The 22,528-nt window shown below is 42.3% G+C and carries 21 protein-coding genes; 10 read left to right on the forward strand and 11 right to left on the reverse strand.

Going from position 1 to position 22,528, the window contains the following annotated elements:
- Positions 1-48 precede the first annotated feature (48 nt).
- Positions 49-1,086, forward strand: a complete 1,038-nt coding sequence (locus tag AC1DXF_RS19660) for a LacI family DNA-binding transcriptional regulator (RefSeq protein WP_477450404.1) — start codon at positions 49-51, stop codon at positions 1,084-1,086.
- Positions 1,087-1,542: 456 nt separating this feature from the next.
- Here AC1DXF_RS19660 and AC1DXF_RS19665 read toward each other — a convergent pair whose 3' ends face one another.
- Positions 1,543-1,806: a hypothetical protein gene (locus AC1DXF_RS19665; protein WP_477450405.1), complete on the reverse strand. Its 264-nt coding sequence runs from the start codon at positions 1,804-1,806 to the stop codon at positions 1,543-1,545.
- A 207-nt stretch (positions 1,807-2,013) separates the two neighbouring features.
- Between AC1DXF_RS19665 and AC1DXF_RS19670 the strand changes: the two genes are divergently transcribed.
- The 3 genes from AC1DXF_RS19670 (at position 2,014) to AC1DXF_RS19680 (ending at position 5,576) form a co-directional block, all read left to right on the forward strand.
- Positions 2,014-3,321, forward strand: a complete 1,308-nt coding sequence (locus AC1DXF_RS19670; protein WP_274212865.1) for a cytochrome ubiquinol oxidase subunit I — start codon at positions 2,014-2,016, stop codon at positions 3,319-3,321.
- Between the two features lie 12 nt (positions 3,322-3,333).
- Positions 3,334-4,344, forward strand: a complete 1,011-nt coding sequence (locus tag AC1DXF_RS19675; RefSeq protein ID WP_477450406.1) for a cytochrome d ubiquinol oxidase subunit II — start codon at positions 3,334-3,336, stop codon at positions 4,342-4,344.
- Positions 4,345-4,547: 203 nt separating this feature from the next.
- Positions 4,548-5,576, forward strand: a complete 1,029-nt coding sequence (locus tag AC1DXF_RS19680) for a GntR family transcriptional regulator (protein ID WP_477450407.1) — start codon at positions 4,548-4,550, stop codon at positions 5,574-5,576.
- Between the two features lie 230 nt (positions 5,577-5,806).
- On the opposite strand, the gene prmA is transcribed toward AC1DXF_RS19680, so the two are convergent.
- The 6 genes from prmA to mce all read right to left on the reverse strand — a co-directional run bounded on the left by prmA (position 5,807) and on the right by mce (position 10,452).
- Positions 5,807-6,643 carry a 50S ribosomal protein L11 methyltransferase gene (gene prmA, locus AC1DXF_RS19685; RefSeq protein WP_477450408.1) on the reverse strand — a complete coding sequence of 279 codons (837 nt, stop codon included), beginning with the start codon at positions 6,641-6,643 and terminating at the stop codon, positions 5,807-5,809.
- 123 nt (positions 6,644-6,766) lie between these two features.
- Complete coding sequence (locus AC1DXF_RS19690; protein WP_477450409.1) at positions 6,767-7,222, reverse strand: hypothetical protein; 456 nt, start codon at positions 7,220-7,222, stop codon at positions 6,767-6,769.
- 150 nt (positions 7,223-7,372) lie between these two features.
- The gene (gene tpiA, locus AC1DXF_RS19695; protein ID WP_477450410.1) at positions 7,373-8,137 is read right to left on the reverse strand and encodes a triose-phosphate isomerase; all 765 of its coding nucleotides are present in this window, start codon (positions 8,135-8,137) and stop codon (positions 7,373-7,375) included.
- 193 nt (positions 8,138-8,330) lie between these two features.
- The gene (locus AC1DXF_RS19700; RefSeq protein WP_477450411.1) at positions 8,331-9,515 is read right to left on the reverse strand and encodes a GlmU family protein; all 1,185 of its coding nucleotides are present in this window, start codon (positions 9,513-9,515) and stop codon (positions 8,331-8,333) included.
- 66 nt (positions 9,516-9,581) lie between these two features.
- Complete coding sequence (locus AC1DXF_RS19705) at positions 9,582-9,830, reverse strand: type B 50S ribosomal protein L31 (protein WP_090646940.1); 249 nt, start codon at positions 9,828-9,830, stop codon at positions 9,582-9,584.
- Positions 9,831-10,050: 220 nt separating this feature from the next.
- Entirely contained in the window at positions 10,051-10,452 is a 402-nt protein-coding gene (gene mce, locus AC1DXF_RS19710; RefSeq protein ID WP_477450412.1) for a methylmalonyl-CoA epimerase, read from the reverse strand.
- A gap of 106 nt (positions 10,453-10,558) precedes the next feature.
- Here mce and AC1DXF_RS19715 point away from each other — a divergent pair, with 106 nt between their 5' ends.
- From AC1DXF_RS19715 to AC1DXF_RS19735, 5 genes are all read left to right on the forward strand, one after another.
- Positions 10,559-11,770, forward strand: coding sequence for an IscS subfamily cysteine desulfurase (locus AC1DXF_RS19715; protein WP_477450413.1), 1,212 nt, complete (start codon positions 10,559-10,561; stop codon positions 11,768-11,770).
- Between the two features lie 102 nt (positions 11,771-11,872).
- Positions 11,873-12,286, forward strand: a complete 414-nt coding sequence (gene iscU / locus AC1DXF_RS19720; protein WP_477450414.1) for a Fe-S cluster assembly scaffold IscU — start codon at positions 11,873-11,875, stop codon at positions 12,284-12,286.
- 130 nt (positions 12,287-12,416) lie between these two features.
- Complete coding sequence (locus AC1DXF_RS19725; protein ID WP_091144685.1) at positions 12,417-12,743, forward strand: HesB/IscA family protein; 327 nt, start codon at positions 12,417-12,419, stop codon at positions 12,741-12,743.
- Between the two features lie 380 nt (positions 12,744-13,123).
- The gene (locus AC1DXF_RS19730) at positions 13,124-13,570 is read left to right on the forward strand and encodes a YybH family protein (protein ID WP_477450415.1); all 447 of its coding nucleotides are present in this window, start codon (positions 13,124-13,126) and stop codon (positions 13,568-13,570) included.
- Between the two features lie 127 nt (positions 13,571-13,697).
- Positions 13,698-14,591, forward strand: a complete 894-nt coding sequence (locus AC1DXF_RS19735) for a flavin reductase family protein (protein WP_477450416.1) — start codon at positions 13,698-13,700, stop codon at positions 14,589-14,591.
- Positions 14,592-15,178: 587 nt separating this feature from the next.
- On the opposite strand, the gene AC1DXF_RS19740 is transcribed toward AC1DXF_RS19735, so the two are convergent.
- The 4 genes from AC1DXF_RS19740 to AC1DXF_RS19755 all read right to left on the reverse strand — a co-directional run bounded on the left by AC1DXF_RS19740 (position 15,179) and on the right by AC1DXF_RS19755 (position 21,792).
- Positions 15,179-15,781 carry a hypothetical protein gene (locus tag AC1DXF_RS19740; protein WP_477450417.1) on the reverse strand — a complete coding sequence of 201 codons (603 nt, stop codon included), beginning with the start codon at positions 15,779-15,781 and terminating at the stop codon, positions 15,179-15,181.
- Between the two features lie 145 nt (positions 15,782-15,926).
- The gene (locus AC1DXF_RS19745; protein ID WP_477450418.1) at positions 15,927-17,852 is read right to left on the reverse strand and encodes a glycoside hydrolase family 127 protein; all 1,926 of its coding nucleotides are present in this window, start codon (positions 17,850-17,852) and stop codon (positions 15,927-15,929) included.
- A gap of 699 nt (positions 17,853-18,551) precedes the next feature.
- Complete coding sequence (locus AC1DXF_RS19750) at positions 18,552-18,986, reverse strand: hypothetical protein (protein WP_477450419.1); 435 nt, start codon at positions 18,984-18,986, stop codon at positions 18,552-18,554.
- Positions 18,987-19,353: 367 nt separating this feature from the next.
- Positions 19,354-21,792 (reverse strand): beta-sandwich domain-containing protein, encoded by a 2,439-nt coding sequence (locus AC1DXF_RS19755; protein WP_477450420.1) that lies wholly within the window; start codon positions 21,790-21,792, stop codon positions 19,354-19,356.
- A gap of 529 nt (positions 21,793-22,321) precedes the next feature.
- On the opposite strand from AC1DXF_RS19755, the gene AC1DXF_RS19760 reads away from it, so the two are divergent.
- A partial coding sequence (locus AC1DXF_RS19760; protein ID WP_477449880.1) for a helix-turn-helix domain-containing protein occupies positions 22,322-22,528 on the forward strand: 207 nt, incomplete at its 3' end.

Genomic DNA, 22,528 nt, shown 5'->3' on the forward strand with positions numbered 1-22,528 from the left:
AAATTACAATCGATTGCGTAAAATATTTTTTCCAACTTGCACTTTATAATGAAAAAGGGAAAACGTACCACCATTTATGACATTGCCGCCAAGCTGGGCATAACCGCTTCTTCGGTATCAAGGGCGCTGAACAACAGCAACCAGGTAAACGAAAAAACCAAGGAGCTGATCATGAAAACCGCCGATGAGCTTAACTACAAGCGTAACATCCTGGCGTCAAACCTGCGCAAGGGACACTCCAAAACTATTGGTATTGTGGTGCCGCGCATTAACCAAAACTTTTTTGCCAACGTTATTGCGGGTATCGAGGAAGCTACCTATCAAAAAGGCTACAACCTGATCATCTGCCAATCGGGCGAATCGCATGATAAAGAGATACAGTGTGTAAATACCCTGATAAACCAGGACGTGGATTGCATTGTAATATCGGTATCGGCCGATGGCAGCGACTACCAGCACCTGCAAAACGTGATTGACCACGGCATCCAACTCATTCAATTCGACCGTGTAGCCGAAGAACTGGAAACCCTGAAAGTAATAAACGATAACGAGCAGGCATCGTATGAGGCTGTATCGCACCTGATAGAAAGCGGCTATAAACGCATAGCCCTACTGGAAGGGCCCCAAAACCTCAGCATTTTTAAACAGCGTAAAACCGGCTACCTGCGGGCATTAAATGCTTATAACGTCGAAGTAATTGACGAACTGATAGTTGAAAACGCCTGGACAAAAGAGTTAGGTGCCGAAGGTACCCGCAAACTACTGAGCCTCCCCCAGCCTCCCGATGCCATATTTGCGTCAACATCTGATTTCTCGGCTCTGGGTGTTTTAGAGGTTGCTAACGCGATGAAAATAAAGGTACCATCAGAGTTAGGCGTTTGCGGCTACGCCAACGAAGGATTCTCGGAAATTACCAGCCCATCTATCACCACTATCGATCAGTTTAGTATTTACATGGGCAACACAGTTGCCAACTTATACTTCCAGGAAAAGGGAAATACGGATACCATATCTAAACCAAAAACCATCAGCATAAAACCCGAATTGATTATCAGGGGATCGACGTCGAGGAATGGGAAAGGGTAAAAGTTGATTTTTAGCTCGTGGTCGGTGTTTTCACTGCGCCATTTGTTGACGGTCTTGCCTTTCGAAGAGCTATCACCGCCACTTCAAGCTTATTATTCCGTTATTTTTAAGCTTTGCAATTACAACGAAAACAACCCTGGTGCGATGAAAACACCGACCAGAAGCTGGATTCGTCCCGGACCTGTCAAAATATAACAAGAAACTGAGTCTATAATTAAATAAATATATTGATGGATGCGATTGGCCTATTGGTAACTTATACGATGATAATAAGTGGTGTGATCGCGCTGATAGCTTTCTGTTTAACTTTTTATTTAAATAAAAATTCGCAATTGTTTTATAAGATTGCTCTCTCGTCAGTTTTTGCTATTGTGATTTTTTTTATATCAATGTTCGGCGTTCCACAATTATTGTTGCTATTGTTGCGGAGTTGATGTGCATACAAGATAGAAATTTTCATTTAGCTTGTGGTCGATGGTTCCCCCCCAAAGCGTCTTTACGTAACTGCACTAAAATGATGTCCTTGCCCTCCCAAATACCAGCCAAAGCGGTAACATCAGGATTTTCCGCAAAAGTTATCGGTAGGTTTTTGTATTCCCGAACTCCTTTGATAGTAGTATTATTCGACGGTGTTTTAATACTCATGTCAAATAACTTTGCCAAATCAGGCAAAGCCTTTAAAGCTTTTTCAGTTTTATATTTTATAATTACCTCGGGCATTGCTTATACGTTTATACAAACGTAACTATCGGGACATTAATGTGTGCCATTAAAATACGATAAGCCAACCCTTTTTTACAAAATTCTTCCCACTAATACAACACTTTACCCTAAAATCGCTATAATTCATAATCGATATCAATTAACATTTCTGTTACATTTGTGCGATATAGCTTTTAACTTTCAACCATAATTTATATCACAACTATGGATGACTTTATAGCAGCAAGGTCGCAAATGGCCTTATCCTTAGGGTTTCACATCATCTACTCCTGTATCGGTATGGTTATGCCTGTTTTTATGGCCATATCGCATTATAAATGGATAAAAACCAAAGACCCCGTTTACAAAAACGTTACCATCGCCTGGAGTAAAGGCGTTGCTATATTTTTTGCTACCGGCGCAGTATCGGGCACCATGTTGTCGTTTGAGTTGGGGCTGCTTTGGCCGGGTTTTATGAAGCATGCCGGGCCTATTTTCGGGATGCCATTTTCTTTAGAAGGTACCGCCTTTTTTATTGAAGCGATTGCCCTCGGCTTTTTCCTTTACGGGTGGAACAAACTGAACACCTGGTTTCATTGGGTTACGGGTATTGTGGTGGGTGTAAGCGGGATTGCATCGGGCATATTGGTAGTGGCGGCCAACTCCTGGATGAACAGCCCATCGGGGTTTGATTATGTAAACGGGAAATACCTCAATATAGATCCGTTAAAGGCCATGTTTAACGAAGCCTGGTTTTCTGAAGCTTTACACATGACGATAGCGGCATTTTCGGCAACGGGTTTCGCGGTAGCTGGCATCCATGCGCTGATGATCTACCGGAAACAGAACGTGGCCTTCCACACCAAATCATTTAAAATAGCCATCGTATTTGGTGCGGCTGCGGCCATTTTACAGCCCTTAAGCGGCGATATATCTGCCAAAGGGGCAGCTAAACGGCAACCCGCTAAACTGGCCGCTATGGAAGCTTATTTCCATACACAGGAATATGCGCCCCTGGTTATTGGCGGTATCCCGGATACGGCTGCTAAAAAAGTTAATTACGGACTGGAGATCCCCGGCCTGCTGAGTTTTTTGGTTCACGATGATTTTAAAACGGTGGTAAATGGCCTGGATAAAATCCCGGTTAAAGATCAGCCGCCTGTTGCTATTACGCACTACGCCTTCCAGGTGATGGTGGGTATTGGTACTTTGATGATGTTTATTGGCATCCTGTATTTTATAGCCCTGTGGAAAAAGAAAGAATGGTTAAATAAACCATGGTTTTTAAAGCTGTTTATTATTGCCACGCCAACGGGTTTTATAGCTTTAGAGGCCGGCTGGACGGTGACCGAAGTTGGCCGCCAACCCTGGATCATCCAGGGTGTGATGCGTACCAGCGAGGCGGTTACCAAAATGCCGGGCATCCAGTATACTTTTTACCTGTTTACATTTATTTACTTCACCCTAAGCGTATTTGTTATTTTCCTGCTGAAAAGACAGATCCAAATGGTGCCTAAATTGTACGACAAATAACCTGCTGATACTATGTTATACATCGTTATATTATTTTTATTTGCATCTATCACCCTATACTTTTTATTGGGCGGGGCAGATTTTGGCGCTGGCATTATCGAGCTGTTTACATCCGACGACAACAAGCACCGTACCCGCAAAACCATGTACCAGGCCATTGGCCCCATTTGGGAAGCCAATCATATGTGGCTGATCATTACGGTGGTGATACTTTTTGTGGGTTTCCCGGATATTTACAGCGAGATGTGTACCTACCTGCATATCCCGCTGCTTATCCTGTTATTAGGCATCATTGCGCGAGGTACCGCCTTCACATTCAGAAACTACGATGCCATTAAAGGCGAAAGAACACAAAACCTTTATAACCACCTGTTTATATACTCAAGTTTTATAACACCAATGTTCCTGGGTATTATAGCCGGCAGCGCATTATCCGGTCAGATTGATCCAACAGCCAAAGATTTTGTTCATGCCTATATTTTCAGCTGGTTTAACTGGTTTTCGGTGACTGTAGGCCTCTTTACCGTAGCGCTTTGCGGTTTCCTTGCTGCGATTTACATTGTGGGAGAGACAGACAGCATTGACGATATTAAGCGCTACATCAAAAAAGCAAAGATATTTAACGTAGTAGCCGTTATTTGTGGGGGACTGGTTTTTATAGCCTCAGAAATCGAGCACGTTGGCTTATCCAAATGGATCTTCGGCAATGTTATTAGTTTGGTAGCCGTAATAGCTGCCACTTTATCACTCGTGCTGCTTTGGTTTATTATCTCCGAAAAGAAAAACAGGCAATGGATAAGGTTATTAGCCGCTTTCCAGGTAAGTATGATCCTGATATCGGTAGGGTCAACCCGTTTCCCAAGGTTTGTGATATTCAAGGGCGGTAGCTCAATGTCACTACTGACAGACCACGCGACCGTAAATACTATAGATGATTTGGGGATTGGTTTATTGGTAGGGAGTTTGTTTATACTGCCGGCGCTGGGGTATTTGTATTATAGTTTTCAGAAAAAGGAACGGTAAATTCTGTCTGAACTCGGATTAAGCGGATTTTGGGATTAAGCAGATTTTGACAAATTGGCCATCCATCCGCCTGCAAATCAAATCAAAAAAATCTGCTAAATCCGCTTAATCCGAGTTCAGAAACATCCCACCATCCCCTACTATCTTTTTCTGGATAAAAAACACTTCTGTAATATTACATTTGTGAAACCCAATTGTAACGCGTGAAGAATTATCTTAAAATATTATCTATCGACGAGTATTCCATCACTCCCAAATACCTGCAGCTTTCAAACGCCATTATCAGGGCGATCGAAAGTGGCGATATCGTTAAAGATGATATGCTGCCATCTATCAATGATTTAAGTTTTGCTTTAGATACCTCGCGCAATACGATAGAACGTGTTTATAAAGAACTGAAAGACAAAGGAATAGTAAGTTCGGTTCCGGGTAAAGGTTTTTTTATATCGAACACCGATTTTCAAAAACCGCTGAAGATCTTCCTGCTGTTCAACAAGTTAAGCGCCCATAAAAAATTGATTTACGATGCCTTTGTAGACACTATCGGTGAACTGGCGACCATCGATTTTTACATTTACAATAACGACTTTTACTTTTTTAAAAAGATCATGGCCGAAAGCTTTAACAGCGACTATGCCAAGTACATTATTATCCCCCATTTTTTGGATAACGAAACCAAGGCACATGAGATCATTAACACTATCCCCAAGGATAAACTGATCTTGTTAGATAACCTGGTGCCGGCCATAAACGGCAGGTTTGCGGCCATTTATGAAAATTTTGCGTCGGATGTATATGAAGCACTCAAAAGCCTTACACACAAACTAACTAAGTATCATAACATTAAACTGATCTTTCCCGGTAAAACATACCATTCTAAAGAAATATTAAAAGGTTTCCTTAATTTTTGCAGGCAATACGCGTTCGATTACGAAGTAGTTGAATCGTCGGCAATAGAAACCATACAGAAAGACACGGTATACATCAGTCTCACCGAAGATGACCTGGTAGAACTGATCAAAAAGATCATCGCATCCGACCTAGAAATAGCTAAGGACGTGGGCGTTATATCTTATAATGAGACAGCCCTTAAGGAGATTATTTTGGATGGCATCACCACCATATCAACCGATTTTAAACTCATGGGCAGTAAAACCGCCGAGTTTGCGTTGAGCAATTGCCATGAACATTTCGCGGTACCGTTTAATGTAACGCTACGGAGCTCGTTGTAAGTCCCCTCTCTAAACGGCGAAGCCTTCATTAGCTCCTTTAAAAATCAAATTAAATGCTAATAATCTCCCCGGAAGGGGAAGACTTTGATTTTAAATATCGAACACTGAACGCCCAATATCGAATAATGAAGGGAAAATTTCGATATTGGACATTCAAAATTCATTATTCGATATTATTATACCTATGTTTTTGCCTACCTTAATAGCATTGGGGAGGATTTGGCCGGACCTTACTTTACAAACTTAGCCGCCACCCATTCCTTGTCTTTTTTGTGAATGATATATTTAAGGCCGTATTTAGCCGCTTCATCGATAATAATATCCAGGTCGGGCGATTCATAAAAACCGCTGAAATAAATCTCTCCGTCGGGTTTTAACACTTCGGCGTAGCGCTCCATCTGGTCGAGCAGGATATTGCGGTTGATATTGGCCAATATGATATCATATTGTTCATTGGGTACAACTTCCTTAGAGCCGCATAGCGGGACAATATTCTCAATATTGTTTAACGCAGCGTTTTCGATAGTGCTATCATAACAAACCGGATCATAATCAATAGCGGTAACTTGCGCGGCGCCTAATTTAGACGCCATAATAGCCAGGATACCTGTGCCGCAGCCCATATCGAGCACGTTTTTGCCTTCGTATTCGTTTTCCAGCATTAGTGCCAGCATCATCGATGTGGTTTGATGGTGGCCCGTACCAAAAGCCATTTTGGGATCTATCACTATCTCATACGGAAACTCCGGTTTGGCTGGGTGAAAGGTCGCCCTCACATAAATTTTGTCGCCAATCTCAATCGGCTCAAAATTACTTTCCCATACCTCATTCCAGTTTTGTTGCGGGATAAGTGTTACTTCATAACTAAAAGTAAACAGCTCGCGATAGGGCGCTAATTGCTCAATCAGCACTGCTTCATCAAAAGCATCTACCGGGATATAGGCTTTAAAGCCAAGGTCCAGTTCTTCAAAAGTATCAAAACCAATCTCGCCCAAAGCGTTAATCAGCAAATCCTGCTGGTAATCTTCGGTAGTTATGGTGGTAAAAAGTAATTCGTAGTAGTTCATAAGACAATATTTTCATTACATGTCATTGCGAGGTACGAAGCAATCGCAAACTTTGCAAGCCCAATATGCATAGTTCGCGATTGCCACGCTACGCTCGCAATGACATAATTTTATTTGGAGTTTCTACTCTTCGGCTGCAACCGTCTCCCGCTTCAGATTAACCACCTTCCCTGTCACCAAAAACAAAATAAAAAAGTTAATAGCCCAGTAAGCCAGCTGTATCATTAACATGATAGTTGTTAGCCCAATCAGGTTATCGTAGCCAGATTGTTCATCCCAGATAAAATAAGCCACACCCCCAGCGGCAAGGGCGCAAACAACGGCGACAATAACAAATGTAAATAACGCGCCGACAGCCGACCGCAACACAAAGGCCTCCCAAACTGGCACAATAATAATCCATTGTGTAAGTATGGCGCAAATGAAGTATAAAGGCCAACAGTAATAAAAGCAGGCTATAAAAGCATGAACATTCCCCTCACCCATATCCCCTATTTGCATAGTACGGGCGTATGCACTCGCTATCACAAAGACAGCGAATACCATAAATGCTATTAACGGTGGAAGGAAAGTTCTCATGAAATAGATTTGAGATGTGAGATATGAGATTTGAGACGCATATCCCGCACCTGCCTATCTAACACATTTCTTATACTTCTGTTTGATATTAGATTTGAGATAGCGTGCAAGCGAAGCTGGTCTCATATCTCAAATCTAATACCTCATATCTTAATTAAAGGCTTTAATGATATCCACAAAATCGCGCGATTTCAGGGATGCGCCACCTATCAGGCCGCCATCAATATCCGGGCAGGCAAACAGTTCGGCAGCGTTTTTAGGGTTGCAGCTACCGCCGTATAAAATGGTAGTGTTATCGGCAACTTCCTGGCTGTATTTGGCGGCAATTTCTTTACGGATAAACTCATGGATTTCCTGCGCCTGTGCCGATGATGCGGTTACACCTGTGCCAATAGCCCAAACCGGCTCATAAGCTAAAACCAGTTTCGAAAACTCAGCGGCATCTAAATGAAAAACACCTTCAACCAGCTGCGATTTGATCACATCAAAATGCTCATTAGCTTCGCGCTCCTGCAAAGTTTCGCCGATGCAGAAAATAGGGCGCAAATCGTGTTTTAAAACGGTATCAGTTTTTTTAGCCAAAAGCTCGTTGGTTTCGCCAAAATACTGGCGGCGCTCTGAGTGACCAAGAATAACGTAAGCCGCGCCGATAGATTTAATCATCCGGGCAGAAATTTCGCCGGTATAAGCGCCGCTTTCGGCCTGGTGGGCGTTTTGGGCGCCAACAGAAACTTTATTGTAGCCTTTTGCTAATTGTACCAGGCTATTGATATGGATAAAAGGGCTGCAAATAACCGCTTCCTGGGCACCGGTAACCTCGTCTTTAACCATGTTAATGATTTCGGTAAATACACTTAAACCTTCGTTATAGTCAAGGTTCATTTTCCAGTTTCCGGCAACAATTTTTTTTCTCATTGTGTTTATTGTTAGTTGATTGTGTTATTTTAGGGTGAGTGGTTGATTAAGTTGATTAGGTGAGTGGTTGTATGTTGGCAAGTGACATTAACCATTCACTTAATCACCAATTTAACTACTCACAATTTATAGCAAGTGTTTGTAGGCTGACAGGTGAGCTTAACCACTCACCTAATCAACCAATAACTACTCACTAAAACCTCCGATACTCCTCTGTTAATTCAAATACTTTGGCCAATATATCTTGTTCTACTTCGTCAAAATTGCGATGATCGCGGCGATCGAATACTTTTTGGGCTGTGATAAACATTTTTTTGAGGGAATAAACCTCAAAACCCTGCGCGCCACCCCATGAAAAATCGGCCACAAAATTACGCGGGAAACCTGCGCCAAACACGTTTGCACTAACGCCTACCACAGTACCCGTATTAAACATGGTATTGATGGCGCATTTTGAATGATCGGCCATGATCAATCCGCAAAACTGCAGGCCTGTTTTACGAAAGCGCATGGTATTATAATCCCAAAGCTTTACCTCGTCGTAATTATTTTTCAGGTTCGAGTTGTTGCTGTCGGCGCCGATGTTGCACCATTCGCCCAGTACCGAGTTACCTAAATAACCCTCGTGCCCTTTAGATGAATAGCCCCAGATTACGGCATTGTTTAATTCGCCGCCAACCCTTGAGTAAGGGCCAACCGTGGTTGCACCATAAATTTTGGCGCCCATTTTAACCTGCGAATGCTCGCAAATGGCAAAAGCCCCCCTAATGTGCGTGCCTTCCCAAATTTCGGTATTAGCCGATAGATAAATGGGGCCGTTGGTAGTGTTAAATGTAGAGCATTCGGCAACAGCACCTTCTTCGGCAAAAAAATCGTTGCCAATAATAACATTGGTAGCGCTTATAGTGGCGCTGGTACGGCCTTTGGTGAGCAATTGATAATCTTTCCGCAGTTCGATATCATTCTTCCTGAAAATATCTTCGGGATATTTTATCGATACAAAAAGAGTAGTGTAAGCTATAATTTTGTCGAAAACAGCTTCGGGGTTAAAACTTTGTGCCTCCGACTGATTTAAACGTACGGCCAGTAACTGGTCGTTATATTTCAAGGCCTCGCCCGTTTGCAAATTGCCTATAGCCTCCAGTAAACCTTCATCAGGGCAAACAGCGCCATTGATAAACAGGTTGTCGGCCTCAATTTTTGCAGGGAACTTAGCCTGCAAATAATCAAGCGTATGGAATGAAGTGGTTGCGTTTAAATGTTTAGCCCATTTTTCGGCAATGGTCATAATACCAATGCGCAAATCGGCAACGGGCCGGGTATAGGTGAGCGGCAGTAAAGTTTGGTGTGCGTTATCGTCGAAAAGAATAAGAGCCATGGCGCAAAAATAAAAAAAGTCCCCCGATACGTCGGGAGACTTGTAAATATTTAATTAAACAAGCAATTATTTCTTGTTGTAACGTGTACGGAATTTATCGATACGACCAGCAGTATCAACCAGTTTCATTTTACCGGTATAGAAAGGATGCGATGTGTGCGAAATTTCTAATTTGATCAATGGATACTCGTTGCCGTCTTCCCATTTAATGGATTCACGCGTATCGATGCAAGATTTAGTCATAAAGGCATATTCGTTCGACATGTCTTTAAACACAACTAATCTATAGTTTTTTGGATGCAGATCTTTTTTCATTATATATAAACTTATCTTCTGTAGTCTTTAAAAGAGGCGCAAATGTAATATTTATTTTAGAATTAGCAAAACAATGATTGAAATTAGTTTGCAGTACCCGGTTGGCAGTTTGCAGGTTAAAAAAACAACATTAATGAGTTATTCATTTAGCAATTAAAAACGCATTGCAATCTATTGATCTACAAACGAAAAACAACTGCCAACTGCCCACTTTAAACTGCTAACTGATCGACTGGCACAGCTCGATCAACACGCCATTAGTACTTTTAGGATGCACAAAACATACCAACTTATTATCCGCCCCCTGCTTAGGCTCATCATTTAACAGCACAAACCCTTCACTTTTTAAGCGGTGCATTTCGGCGATAATATCATCTACCTCAAATGCAATATGGTGTATCCCCTCCCCCTTTTTGGCTATGAACCTCGCTATCGGGCTATCGTCATTCAGGGCCTGTAGCAGTTCTATTTTATTGGGGCCTGTTTGTAAAAAAGCGGTTAGTACTCCTTCGCTTTTTACGGTCTCGGTTTTATAAACTGAAGTATTTAAAAGCTTTTCATATATGTTGCCTGCAACATTAATATCGGTTACGGCAATGCCAATATGTTCAACTTTGTTCATGTCCAAATATTGTAAATTAATGGTCAGCTTTGATAAAATACACTTTATTTTGAATGATTTTAAATAAAAACTTACTTATCTTTGTACTGTTAATATTACATAGCACATGAATATCCCCATTTATTTAGATAATAACGCAACAACACCGATGGACCCACGGGTTTTAGAGGCAATGTTACCTTATTTTACCACAAAATTTGGTAACGCAGCCAGCCGTAACCATCCGTTTGGCTGGGTGGCCGAAGAAGGTGTTGATTATGCACGCGAGCAAGTGGCCAAACTGATAGGCGCAAACGAAAAAGAAATCATCTTCACTTCGGGCGCAACCGAATCAGATAACCTTGCCATTAAGGGTGTGTTTGAAATGTATAAAGACAAAGGTAACCACATTATAACTACCGTTACCGAACATAAAGCCGTACTTGACGCTTGTAAACACGTTGAAAAATTGGGTGGTAAGGTTACTTACCTGCCGGTTAAAGAAGATGGTTTACTTGATCTTGCCGTATTAGAAGCCGCCATGACCAGCGAAACTATCCTGGTATCGGTAATGTATGGCAACAACGAGATTGGCGTTATCCAACCTATAAAAGAAATATCTGCAATTGCCCACAAATACGGCGCCCTGTTTATGACAGATGCTGTACAGGCAGTTGGTAAAATACCCGTTGATGTTAATGCTGATGGTATCGACCTTTTGGCACTATCGGCACACAAAATATACGGACCTAAAGGTGTTGGCGCATTATACGTTCGCCGTAAAGGACCGCGTGTTAAAGTAACAGCCCAAATGGACGGCGGTGGCCACGAGCGCGGCATGCGTTCAGGCACTTTAAACGTACCGGGCATTGTTGGCCTTGGTAAAGCCTGTGAACTTTGCGGCCTTGAAATGGAAAGCGAAGCCAAACGTTTATCGGCCTTACGCGATAAATTGCAGTCGGCTTTAACTGTGCTGGAAGAAAGCTATGTAAACGGAAACGTTGAGCACCGCTTGCCGCATGTTGCCAATATCTCTTTCAAATATGTGGAAGGCGAAGGCTTAATGATGGCGATGAAAGATTTAGCTGTATCGTCGGGCTCGGCTTGTACATCAGCTTCGTTAGAGCCATCGTACGTACTGAAAAGCTTAGGCTTATCAGACGACCTAGCACACTCATCAATCCGTTTTGGCCTGGGCCGCTTTACTACCGAAGAAGAAGTTGACTACGCTGTTGAAGTAACCAAAAACTCGGTTACCCACCTGCGCGAACTTTCTCCACTTTGGGAAATGTTTAAAGAAGGCATCGACCTTGACTCCATTGAGTGGGCAGAACACTAAATACGTTATACGTAGTACGTTTTACGTGGTACGTTTTTTAATTCGATAAATTATAACAATCAACGTAATACGTAAAACGTACTACGTATAACAAACAAAAAAATGGCATATTCAGATAAAGTAATCGATCACTACACTAACCCCCGCAATGTGGGCACTTTGGATAAAAGCAGCCACAAAGTAGGTACCGGCTTAGTTGGTGCGCCTGAATGCGGCGACGTAATGCGCCTGCAAATTGAGGTGGATGATAACCATGTTATCACCGATGCAAAATTTAAAACCTTCGGTTGCGGTTCGGCAATCGCTTCTTCATCTTTGGCCACCGAGTGGTTAAAAGGCAAAAGCATTGATGATGCAATGAAGATAGACAACATGGATATTGTTGAAGAACTGGCTTTACCACCGGTAAAAATTCACTGCTCAGTACTGGCAGAGGATGCCATCAAAGCAGCAATCAACGATTTCCGCGTTAAAAACGGCTTAGCGCCGATTGAAAGCGAAAAAGTACACCACTGAGAAGTAGCAAGTATATAGTATCAAGATGCCGTCGCATAAAAGGTCGATTCAGAAGTTCTGTCTTGATACTTGATACTAACTACTTGATACTAATCTTGTTACTTGATACTTACTACTTGATACTAAAAAAATGGTAACTGTAACTGATAAAGCAAAAAGTAAAATAGAACACCTGATGCAGGATGGCGGGCTTGATGCCTCGTATTTTCTGCGTGTGTCTGTACAGGGTGGCGGTTGCTCGGGTTTATCATACAATTTGGATTTTGATAACGAAGAAAAAAAAGGCGACCAGTTTTTTGAAGACCAGGGGGTACGTATGGCTTTGGATATGAAATCGTTCCTGTACCTTGCCGGTACCGAGCTTGATTTTAGCGACGGCCTTAACGGTAAGGGCTTCAATTTCCATAACCCTAACGCCAGCCGTACCTGCGGCTGCGGCGAAAGTTTTTCTGTATAAAATTTATACTTTATATATAAAAGAGGCTCCAAATTGGGGCCTTTTTTGTTTCCGTAAGTTTTTTATTAAACCTGAATGCTGGGGAATCCCTTTTAAAGAGGAGGCACCTACGGAGCCTGGCTTTTCGGTTCCCGTTGTACTATAAACACGTGACTCCCCTGGAGTCCATGATACAGCATTGTATCGTCCTAAAAAAGTTTACAGGCCCAACTCCAGCGGAGTTACGTGTTTATAGCAAAAAGAATTTCGTTTTTGGGCTCCATAGGTGCCTCCTGCTTTTTCTTAATTACATAATTACATCCCCGAACTTATATGCCAATATTTTAAAATGCCGGGGATAATAACTAACTTGTACCAAACACCTATTAACCATATCCACTATGTCGTTCCTTTTTAAATTACCGTTTCTATTGTTATTAAGCGCACTGTTTGCCTTCAAACAAACAGATTATAAAGTGGACATAGAAATTATTAAAGCATCACGAGCAGCATCTAATAATGCCATTGCCAAACACGATGTCGACGGCATATCCAAATATTGGCTACCCGATTTTGTACAAACCATAGGCAGGGGAATTACCACTACCGGGAAAGATAGCATAGCCGCAGGCTGGAAACAGCTATTTAAAATCAACAAAACCGTAGCTTATGTGCGTACGCCAATAACCATTACCGTAGGCGATAACGGCATCATGGCCTGGGAAACCGGCACCTGGACGGCCACCAACTCCTACAGCAAAGGCGGCAATTACTCGGCCATGTGGCGTAAAATTGATGGCAGCTGGAAATTACAGGCAGAGTTGTTTGTATCGTTAAGAAAACTTTAAACAAAAGAGGCTGTATCTGGATGGGCACTAAACACACACAAAAATCCAGAGGAATTCAATGCAACGAAATCTCAAATCTAATCACAGCGTAACTGTCAGGCTGATTAAGCTTTAAATAAAAATTTGAATGAAGTTGAAAACTATTGATGCATCATCGTTGACACCGGCTGAAATGCAACTTTATCTGCACTATGCCATTGCTCCCCGGCCAATATGCTTTGTATCCACTATCGACAAAAACGGCCGGGTTAATTTAAGTCCGTTTAGTTTTTTTAATGTTTTTAGTATCAATCCACCGATATGTGTTTTTTCACCCACAAGCAGGGCGCGGGATAATACCACTAAACACACGCTTGAAAACGTTTTGGAAGTACCTGAATGTGTAATTAATATTGTGAACTACGATATGGTGCAACAGACCTATTTAACCAGCCTGGATTACAAAAAAGGAGTAAATGAATTTTCGAAAGCGGGGTTTACTGAATTGGCTTCGGAGAAGGTAAAGCCACCGAGGGTAGCGGAATCGACCGTTCAATTGGAATGTGTGGTGAATGATGTAATATCGTTAGGAAAAAACGGGGGCGCGGGTAATTTGGTTATTGCCGAGGTGAAACGGATGCATATCAATGAAGCTATTTTGGATGCCAATGGCAAAATAGACCCGCATAAAATAGACCTGGTGGCTCGTTTAGGCGGCGATTGGTATTGCAGGGTAACCAGCGATAATTTATTTAAAATTGCTAAACCAACAGGCTGTGCCGCAATGGGTATCGGCGTAGATGCTTTTCCAAAAGAGGTTAAATACTCCAAAGTATTAACCGGGAATAACCTGGGATTATTGGGACTTGTTGAAACGCTACCATCCGCTGAGGAGGTAATAGCTTTTAGTGAAACCGACGAAATGAAAGAGCTTGCTGATGCTACCATCAGTGACACTCGCACCCTACACCTGCATTTAAAAGCCAGGCAATTGTTAGATGATGGCCGGGTAATGGATGCCTGGAAAGTGTTGTTAATGTAGTTTATTTATTGATCTTGCCACTGTCGCACAAGCATTAATTGTATAAACCGAAACTGGCGTGCGCGCCAGCGGGTGATCTCTCACATCTCAAATCTAATCATGGCGTACGCCGCCGGTAGAAGCGGCGCCAGGCTATCCACTCATACTACACGAGGCCTTAGCCACAGGCCGGTATCCGTTTCTATCCTTTACGCGAGCTGCGGGTATACAAAAACAGCTGGATGAAATTAAACATCCGGGTGTTGCATATTTATTACTTAGATTGCGTTTACCTATCAGCGGGCCACAAGGCTGGAGCCTTTGCGGCAGCGACAAGTCCTTGCGTTAGCTGGAGCAGTCTGTCGGCCTCTTATTATATGACATTACACCTCAACAAGGAAGGAATTGCACATTCCCTACCTCTCTCCCCCCCCTCCTTAGCGAAAGTTTTGTGGACATTGAGCGATGGCGGACATGTGACTTTCTTAGTCTGTATCGGCCTAAAAAAGGTTTACTGGTTAATTGATTAATCCTGTTATACGTTTACAACAATGTTTTTTTGTTTTTAAGCAGTTTTTATCACATTGGTTGAAACGAACGCCCTGGTTCTATTCCTCTATAATTTCAGAAGGAATAAAAGTTTTTAGGACTTTCTTCACCCTTTCATTATCAATAATTGCGAACTTCCAATCCATCTGCGCCTTATTTGATGCTGCAATTACAACTTTCTTTGAATTGATAACAAAAAAGCCCGTGGTTTCATCAAAATTAACATTACCAGCACCAAACCCATTGGCAAGAGCTGATTTTCGAAGTGCATTTTTTTGTTTCTGATCTTCAGGTTTTGGAGCAACTTTTCCAGTATCCTCTTTAAATTTCATTTGAAGTATGGATTCACTTGCAAATTTCACATAACTGCTATCGTGAATGGTTTTGACAGGATGAAAGTCCGTCAAGGTTGGCAGGCTAATTTTAAATTCAAAATCAGCAGAATTGAATGTTCTTTTTAATATCATGATCAATTGCTCTTTTGATATTATCTTGAACAAGCCGGGATTTGTATATTCAATTGCCTTTTCGAAGTTCTTATCGGCAACAAACTTTGAATAAGCATTAAACTGCTCCTTAATTCGAATCTCTGCATCCTGAGCATTTACTTTGGATACAACAGAACATGCAAGAAGCAAATAAACGAAAATGTGTTTTTTCATATTATAAAAGAAAGTATAGGTAAATATAGAGGGATAACCAAATACGTCTCTAATACTTTTATCTTTTCCAAATACTTCTGCCATCCGATGCAATTGCCCAACGCTTTTGGTTTAGATGCCGGCATTTCACAAAATTGTAGTTGAGTTATTTCAAGTTCCAATAGAGTACGTAACGCTGTTTATCAATCTCGTAATAAGGAATCAGTGTAATGGGCCTGGCCGCCACGTCTTTGGTTTTGAAGATAAGCTGCTTCCCCGTCAATTGTGTTAGCCAGTCGGTCAATTTTCGGTCTTTAACGCTTAGTGAACTGATAACATCCTCAGGGATATTATAATTTACAAAATCCAGCTGATCCTTAGCAAAGGGTGCAGGCGGGTTTATTCCGTTGGTGCCCATATCCCCTGCCAGCAACAATGGGCCGTAAGCGATTGCGGCTACCTTTGCATCATCGTTTGCAGGGATCAATCGCAATGACATGGGAAAATTAACAACCACTTTATCGCCGGTTTTCCATACTCGTTTTAACTCAATATAGCTTCCGGGCTTTTCTGATATTTTAACTGCTTTACCATTTATTGTAACCATAGCACCTGACGTTGCCCAATGCGGATACCGGATATATAACGAAAACGGAATCCGCGACGGCGCTTCCTTTACCGTAAGGTTAGTCACACTTTCTTCGGGATAATGGGTTTGTTGAACTATTTTAAAGCCTTTCTCGCCCCAGTTCAATTCCGATGGGATAAACAGGTTAACATAAATGCCATTATCCGTGTGGTAATAAATACTTTCGGCATATTTAGCATGATTTTCAAAACCGGTGCCAACGCAACACCAAAAGGAGTCGTCGTGTGAACTATAGGTCTTGAACAAACCGGGCTTTACGGATTGTAAATATGTTACCATACCAGTCCCCGCTTCCTGCGATGGCAATATATGGTTATATAAAGCGCGTTCGTAATAATCTGCATACTTTGCGTCTGCTGTCCAGGTAAACAGATGACGTGTCAGTTTTAGCATATTGTAGGTGTTGCAGGTTTCGGTGGTAGTGGCTGTAATATGTTTCGAGATTTGATCGGGCGTAAAGAAAAATTCCTGATCGCTGTTACCACCGGTTGCAAAGGTATGGTGATTGATGACCGTTTGCCAAAAAAATTCAGCAATCGTTTTTAGCGTGTCATCATGTGTAAGTTCATATCCGCGCGCTGCACCTATTATTTTAGGGATTTGGGTATTAGAATGAACCCCCGCCAGTTTATCTTCCTTATTTGCTAAAGGGTCCATAATAGCGTGATGATAAAAAAGCTCTGCTAATCTTTTGTCGTTCATGTTTCCGGTTATGGCATACAAATTATAGGCAACTTCACTCATTCCGCCAAACTCAGTTTTTTCCATGGTGGCCAATTGCTGAGGCGTTAAAGGCTCAAGTTTATGAAAAGCCCATCCGCTCATCTTTTCTGCAATATCCAAAGCCTGCTTGTTGCCTGTATACAGATACATATCGGTTAGCCCTGCCATCACTTTGTGAATAGTATACCAGGGTGCCCACACCCACTCACCCTTGATTGCCCGGTTGATAAATTGCTTGGGGAAAGCACTTAGATAACCACCTTCATCCAAAACCTGCTGGCACTCGGCAAGTGCTGTCACCAACGAATCGGCTTTTTGTTTGTAAACTATCTCGCCTGTTGAAGCATACATCAACGCAAGCCCCGAAAGTATATGGCCCATAGTATGTCCGCGTAACTCACAATTTGGTGATTCCCATCCACCCAGCGGTTTGGCATTGGATGCAATACCGGCATTTAACCGCCAGGTATGCAACAAGCTTGCGTTGCTAATGCTCAACATCCAGCTGGCATCGCGTTCCATGTTTTGCTTGAAACGACTATCCAACAACCTTACATCCTGCAAATTAAAGCTTTGCGCCTTTGCGGCGACTTTGGGCCGGTTGGTCAGTTCTTTTTGATACTGACCGATATATTGTGAAAAAGCCGGTTTGCAAATGAGCATAACGGCAATAAAATGGCCGGCGATTACGATAGTTTTAAGTATTGTTTTTTTTTTCATATTGCAAATTTGGTAACAGGTATTATACCGGCCTTTTATGAGTGCTGCTCTCTTCATAAATTTCGACTTTAGTAAATGCCGGATAACTTTTTAAATGACTGTGCTTATAATTGGTTGGGCATTCTATATAAACGCCTTTTTCGGAATCATCAAATTTAGGTTGAAAGAAACATCAGAACGTAAACAAATTAGTCTTTTTCTTATACAAATCCGACTTTTTAACAGTTAATACTTTCATATACATACGCATATAGTTACAGGAATTGCACTTATCAATACGCCCCGCCGGCGCACGTGTGATCATGGCGTACGCCGCCGGTAGAAGCGGCGCCAGGCTATCCACTCATACTGCACGAGGCATTAGCCACAGGCCGGTACCCGTTTCTATCCTTTACGCGAACTGCGGGAATACAAAAATACCCGGATGAAATTAACAGCTGGGTGTTGCATATTCATTACTTATCATGGCGTTTACCTATCAGCGGGCCACAAGGCTGGAGCCGTGCGGCAGCGAAAAGTGCTTGCGGTAGCTGGGGGCACACGCGACATGCTTGCACCAGCGGAGGGCACAACTTGCGACAGCGCAGGACGATTCCACGGAACTACCCCTTTCGGTAATTTCATGATCTTTTACATATTTACATATCTGATTTACAGTACTTTATAAGAAAAACCGCAGAATTAATACACCACACAACATTAATCAGAGCTATTCTGAATCCAATCTATACTACTGTATGGGGTTATTATAGAATCTTTACAAACCCTTATAAATATTTTTTTTATTTGTTTTTTTATGATGACATCGGTCTCATATACATCTACTGGATCATCAATTATAATGTAGCTATATTTGTATTTTGTATTTTTAAGAATATCAATATTCAAATCCAACTTCTTTGATTTACACCATTCCTTAAATGACTTGTCTAAAAGCTCTTTTTCGCCGTTGCTAAATATATGAGGTGAAGGAGTTATTAACTTAACAATAGCACCGTTTGAATATATAGGACGGTAACCCTTATTAATTAACGGTTGGACATTTATTTCATCTCCATTGAGCATATTTGTCATAACAGCGTTGCGTTGACATCCAATTAGTAATAAAGAAAAAACACAAATAAAAACTTTCATTGCCCTTTGGGTTTAAAGGTTTTTTGATCAGATGCTGTAGAATATGGTGAAGCCCCGAAGCCGGCGCACGGGGCCGTGTGTGTCCAAATTGTTTAGCACAATTATTATCGCTTGCAAAAAGGCCCGGCACAGTTATAGTATTTTGTATAAAGCTACAATCATTCCCTTAACATTAATCATCTCTATTAATTATCAACGCAAAAAAAAACCGAATGAACTTAATATATCAGGACTAAAAGATTGCTTAGCAGATCGTTACTTTGCTGTATCGACGGCACTTCACTGAACCGTGGCCGCAAAAAAGCATCGCAGAATTCGAGTATCCGGCTTAATATCGTACTGCCGTTTTCGTATTTAGAAAATGTTTTTAGTTCCCGGAAGGCGCTCCCTGAACATCGTCATTACTGATACCCCTTTTGCTTTTCTTTACGGCTTCTTTCAGCTTGCCGAAGCGATAATTCAGGCTGGCTGTAAAACCCCTGAAATAGGCGCGGTTAATATTTGTTTGGTTAAAATCGGGCCCGAATGAATTCCTGATGTTATTCCTGTACTTGTTGAAAGGGTTATTAACAGTGGCCGAGAACGAAAGTTTATCCTTCACCACATCTTTATTAACCGTGAACGATACACTGGCATAAGGGTTTGAAGTACCCTGGATGGAAAGGTTAGGGCCATTCAGAAACACGTTGGTGCTAACACGCCAGCCCTTCTCAAAATTATAACCGCTGTTGACCGATGCACCGTACATAAAGCCCTGATTTTTCACCAGCTGACCATTCACAATACCCTGCACACGGCCATGAGCAATTCTTCCGTTGAACGATGAGCTCCATTTTTTTGTAATGGGGTAATTGATACTGCCGTTGAAGGTAAACAGGCGGGCCTTACCTGTATTATCAAAACTGCTGCGGGTAATATTCGTGGCCGGATCAAAAACCACAACAGGCATGATCAGGTCATTAAAATAATTATAGCCAAGCATCAGGTTCAACGAAGCCTTTTGGGTCCTGCTATAACCTAACTGGATATTATTGGATACAGCGGGCCTGAGGTTGGGGTTCCCCGACGATTCGAAGTTTGGGTTCGAGCGGTCTACAAAGGGGTTTAACTGGTATATACCCGGGCGCTGTATCCTTTGCGAAAACCCGAGGTTTACTGTACTGGAGTTTTTAAACCGTTTATTGATACTTACCGAAGGTACTACATTAAAGAAGTTTTTGTTCAGCTGCGACGCGGTAGAAATAAAGTCGGCATCGATCAATGTCTCCTCTATCCTCGCGCCTGCTTTAAAGCTCCAGTTTTGAAGGGTGTAGCTATAACTGTTGTATGCGCCCAATACATTTTGGCTATTATCAAACTTATTGCTTCGCGACGGGTCGGCCTCAAAACTGCTTGTTGCCGCATTGTATCCGAGGTACTGAAAATCACTGTTGTTATCGCGCATAATTGCTTTCACCCCCATTTCAATAGTCAATTTCTTTACAGGGTGTACGTAATCTACCTGAAAAGTCTGTTCCGAAGATTCGCCTTCGTTGTTTTGCAGGTAATCGGGCGTAGTATAGTTCACGCGGTTCGACGCCGTTAGCGCCGCACGCTGCCTGTTGTTGAATGTATAATACTGGTACGAAAATGTGAGCAGCCTTTGCTTACTGCTTTTAAAACCCAGCTGGTAATTTAAAGCCACATTCAGGCCCCTGCCGCCTGCCGTATTGTTATTGTACAGGTCGTACTGCTGAACCATAGTGCCGGCTTCATCCAGCACAGAACTTTGCGTATTGATGCCGTCCTGGTTATTTCCGTTAATATTGAATTGACCCGAGATAAGATCAAGGCTGTCTATTTCGTAACTGATCCCGACTTCTGCATAGCCATTCCTGCCATCCCACTCTGCAGAATTATGCTGATCAAGGCTGGTAGGGTTGCTCCCGGTGGTAAGCCTTGTAATGGAACTGAGCACTTGGGGCGAATTGGAAATATTTGCACCAAAATAGCCCGATAGCTCCAGTTTGCCTTGTTTAGACGAAAACGACCCGCCCAATCTTGGACCGCCTACCGGGAATACCTGGCTAAAGTTTAGCGTACCATTGTACCCGTTATTCGCTTTTTTATTGGTGACAATATTGATGATACCTGCCATTCCCTCGGCATCGTACCTGGACGAAGGGTTGGTAATTACTTCGATGCTTTGAATGGTTGACGCAGGCATACTTTTAAGAATATTTTTTGGGTCGCGCTCCATCATGCTCGATGGCTTGCCGTTAACAAATATCCGGTAGTTGCTATTTCCCTTCAAAAGGATATTATCGTCGCCATCTACGCTCAACAAAGGCACTTTCCGCATCATCTCCAGCACGCTGTTGCTTTTACTGTCTGGGTCGGATTTCAAGTCGTAGGTGAGTTTATCAACCTCCTGTTTAATGATGGGCCGATCTGCTGTAATAGCCACCGTTTTTAGCTGTGTGGTTTGTTCGCTGATAGCAATGTTGCCCAGACTAACGGAAGGTTTCGTATTGTCTGTCAGGTCGACAGGGAGTGTTTTTGGGTTAAAACCAACGCTTATCAGCGAGAGCAGGTATTTTCCTGATGGCAGCTTTCCAAAGATGAATGTCCCGTCGGTTTTGGTCACGGCGGTTCGCACCAATTGCTTTGCCTGGTTGCGCAGGTTTACGGTTACATAGCCGACCGGTTGTTTCGATAGCGAATCGGTTGTAACGCCGTTTACTGCAAATAATTTCTGCCCTGCCTGCCCGAATACCGCGATTCTAACTAAGGAACACAGGATGATGAGTAAAAACTTTAGTTTCATGATAGGTAAATGTTTGATAATATTTTTTTGTGCTGCTTCAACCATTGCGGCAATCCATACAATACCATGCAATACATAGTACTATAAGCATATGACGACTACCCCAATGGATTTGTTACACCCCATTTGAAATAAAAATTTTATAAAACTGCAGCTTGTATCTCAATTGTAACCCCACTGCTTGGCGCAAGTCTTGTGCGTTTGTACATTGAGCGATGACGAACTTGTGACTGTCTTAGTCTGAAAGCTCTGCCTGCACTTTATTGGAGTTGTCTCCACAGGTGTTCGGAATACTTTTTAGTTCCCCCTGCTCTCCTAAGTGTTCCGCAGTTCGAATGTCTCTGACTCAAACGACTATCCTGTAGTTCGTAACTACCCTTGCTGTCAGTAGTCTTCCGCTGTTCGAATGTCTCCGACTTCGAACGACTATGCCTGTAGTTTGCAACTACCCGTATGGATAGCAAAAATAGCGCACAGCACAAGTAGTCTGACTTGTCCTGATCTGGGTTTACACAATCAAGACAAAAAAATGGACAAATTACCGGAGAAAGAGCAAGTAGTAATAGAATACTTGGCAGGTGGGACGACAATGCGTAAATTGGCAAGGAAAAGTGGATATAGCCGTGCGGCAATATCAAGATGGGTTATAGCGGAAAGGAAAGAGATGGGTAAACGGGCTATGTTAGAAGTATCAAAAGCCACGAAAGGAAAAGATGAGATGCCAACAGAGGTTAAA

This window comes from Mucilaginibacter sp. P2_A5, from assembly GCF_056404995.1.

Coding starts and splice junctions, on each gene's coding strand:
- AC1DXF_RS19660 (WP_477450404.1), top strand. CDS start 49: ATGAAAAAGGGAAAACGTACCACCATTTATGACATTGCCGCCAAGCTG.
- AC1DXF_RS19665 (WP_477450405.1), bottom strand. CDS start 1,806: ATGCCCGAGGTAATTATAAAATATAAAACTGAAAAAGCTTTAAAGGCT.
- AC1DXF_RS19670 (WP_274212865.1), top strand. CDS start 2,014: ATGGATGACTTTATAGCAGCAAGGTCGCAAATGGCCTTATCCTTAGGG.
- AC1DXF_RS19675 (WP_477450406.1), top strand. CDS start 3,334: ATGTTATACATCGTTATATTATTTTTATTTGCATCTATCACCCTATAC.
- prmA (WP_477450408.1), bottom strand. CDS start 6,643: ATGAACTACTACGAATTACTTTTTACCACCATAACTACCGAAGATTAC.
- AC1DXF_RS19690 (WP_477450409.1), bottom strand. CDS start 7,222: ATGAGAACTTTCCTTCCACCGTTAATAGCATTTATGGTATTCGCTGTC.
- tpiA (WP_477450410.1), bottom strand. CDS start 8,137: ATGAGAAAAAAAATTGTTGCCGGAAACTGGAAAATGAACCTTGACTAT.
- AC1DXF_RS19700 (WP_477450411.1), bottom strand. CDS start 9,515: ATGGCTCTTATTCTTTTCGACGATAACGCACACCAAACTTTACTGCCG.
- AC1DXF_RS19705 (WP_090646940.1), bottom strand. CDS start 9,830: ATGAAAAAAGATCTGCATCCAAAAAACTATAGATTAGTTGTGTTTAAA.
- mce (WP_477450412.1), bottom strand. CDS start 10,452: ATGAACAAAGTTGAACATATTGGCATTGCCGTAACCGATATTAATGTT.
- AC1DXF_RS19715 (WP_477450413.1), top strand. CDS start 10,559: ATGAATATCCCCATTTATTTAGATAATAACGCAACAACACCGATGGAC.
- iscU (WP_477450414.1), top strand. CDS start 11,873: ATGGCATATTCAGATAAAGTAATCGATCACTACACTAACCCCCGCAAT.
- AC1DXF_RS19725 (WP_091144685.1), top strand. CDS start 12,417: ATGGTAACTGTAACTGATAAAGCAAAAAGTAAAATAGAACACCTGATG.
- AC1DXF_RS19730 (WP_477450415.1), top strand. CDS start 13,124: ATGTCGTTCCTTTTTAAATTACCGTTTCTATTGTTATTAAGCGCACTG.
- AC1DXF_RS19735 (WP_477450416.1), top strand. CDS start 13,698: ATGAAGTTGAAAACTATTGATGCATCATCGTTGACACCGGCTGAAATG.
- AC1DXF_RS19740 (WP_477450417.1), bottom strand. CDS start 15,781: ATGAAAAAACACATTTTCGTTTATTTGCTTCTTGCATGTTCTGTTGTA.
- AC1DXF_RS19745 (WP_477450418.1), bottom strand. CDS start 17,852: ATGAAAAAAAAAACAATACTTAAAACTATCGTAATCGCCGGCCATTTT.
- AC1DXF_RS19750 (WP_477450419.1), bottom strand. CDS start 18,986: ATGAAAGTTTTTATTTGTGTTTTTTCTTTATTACTAATTGGATGTCAA.
- AC1DXF_RS19755 (WP_477450420.1), bottom strand. CDS start 21,792: ATGAAACTAAAGTTTTTACTCATCATCCTGTGTTCCTTAGTTAGAATC.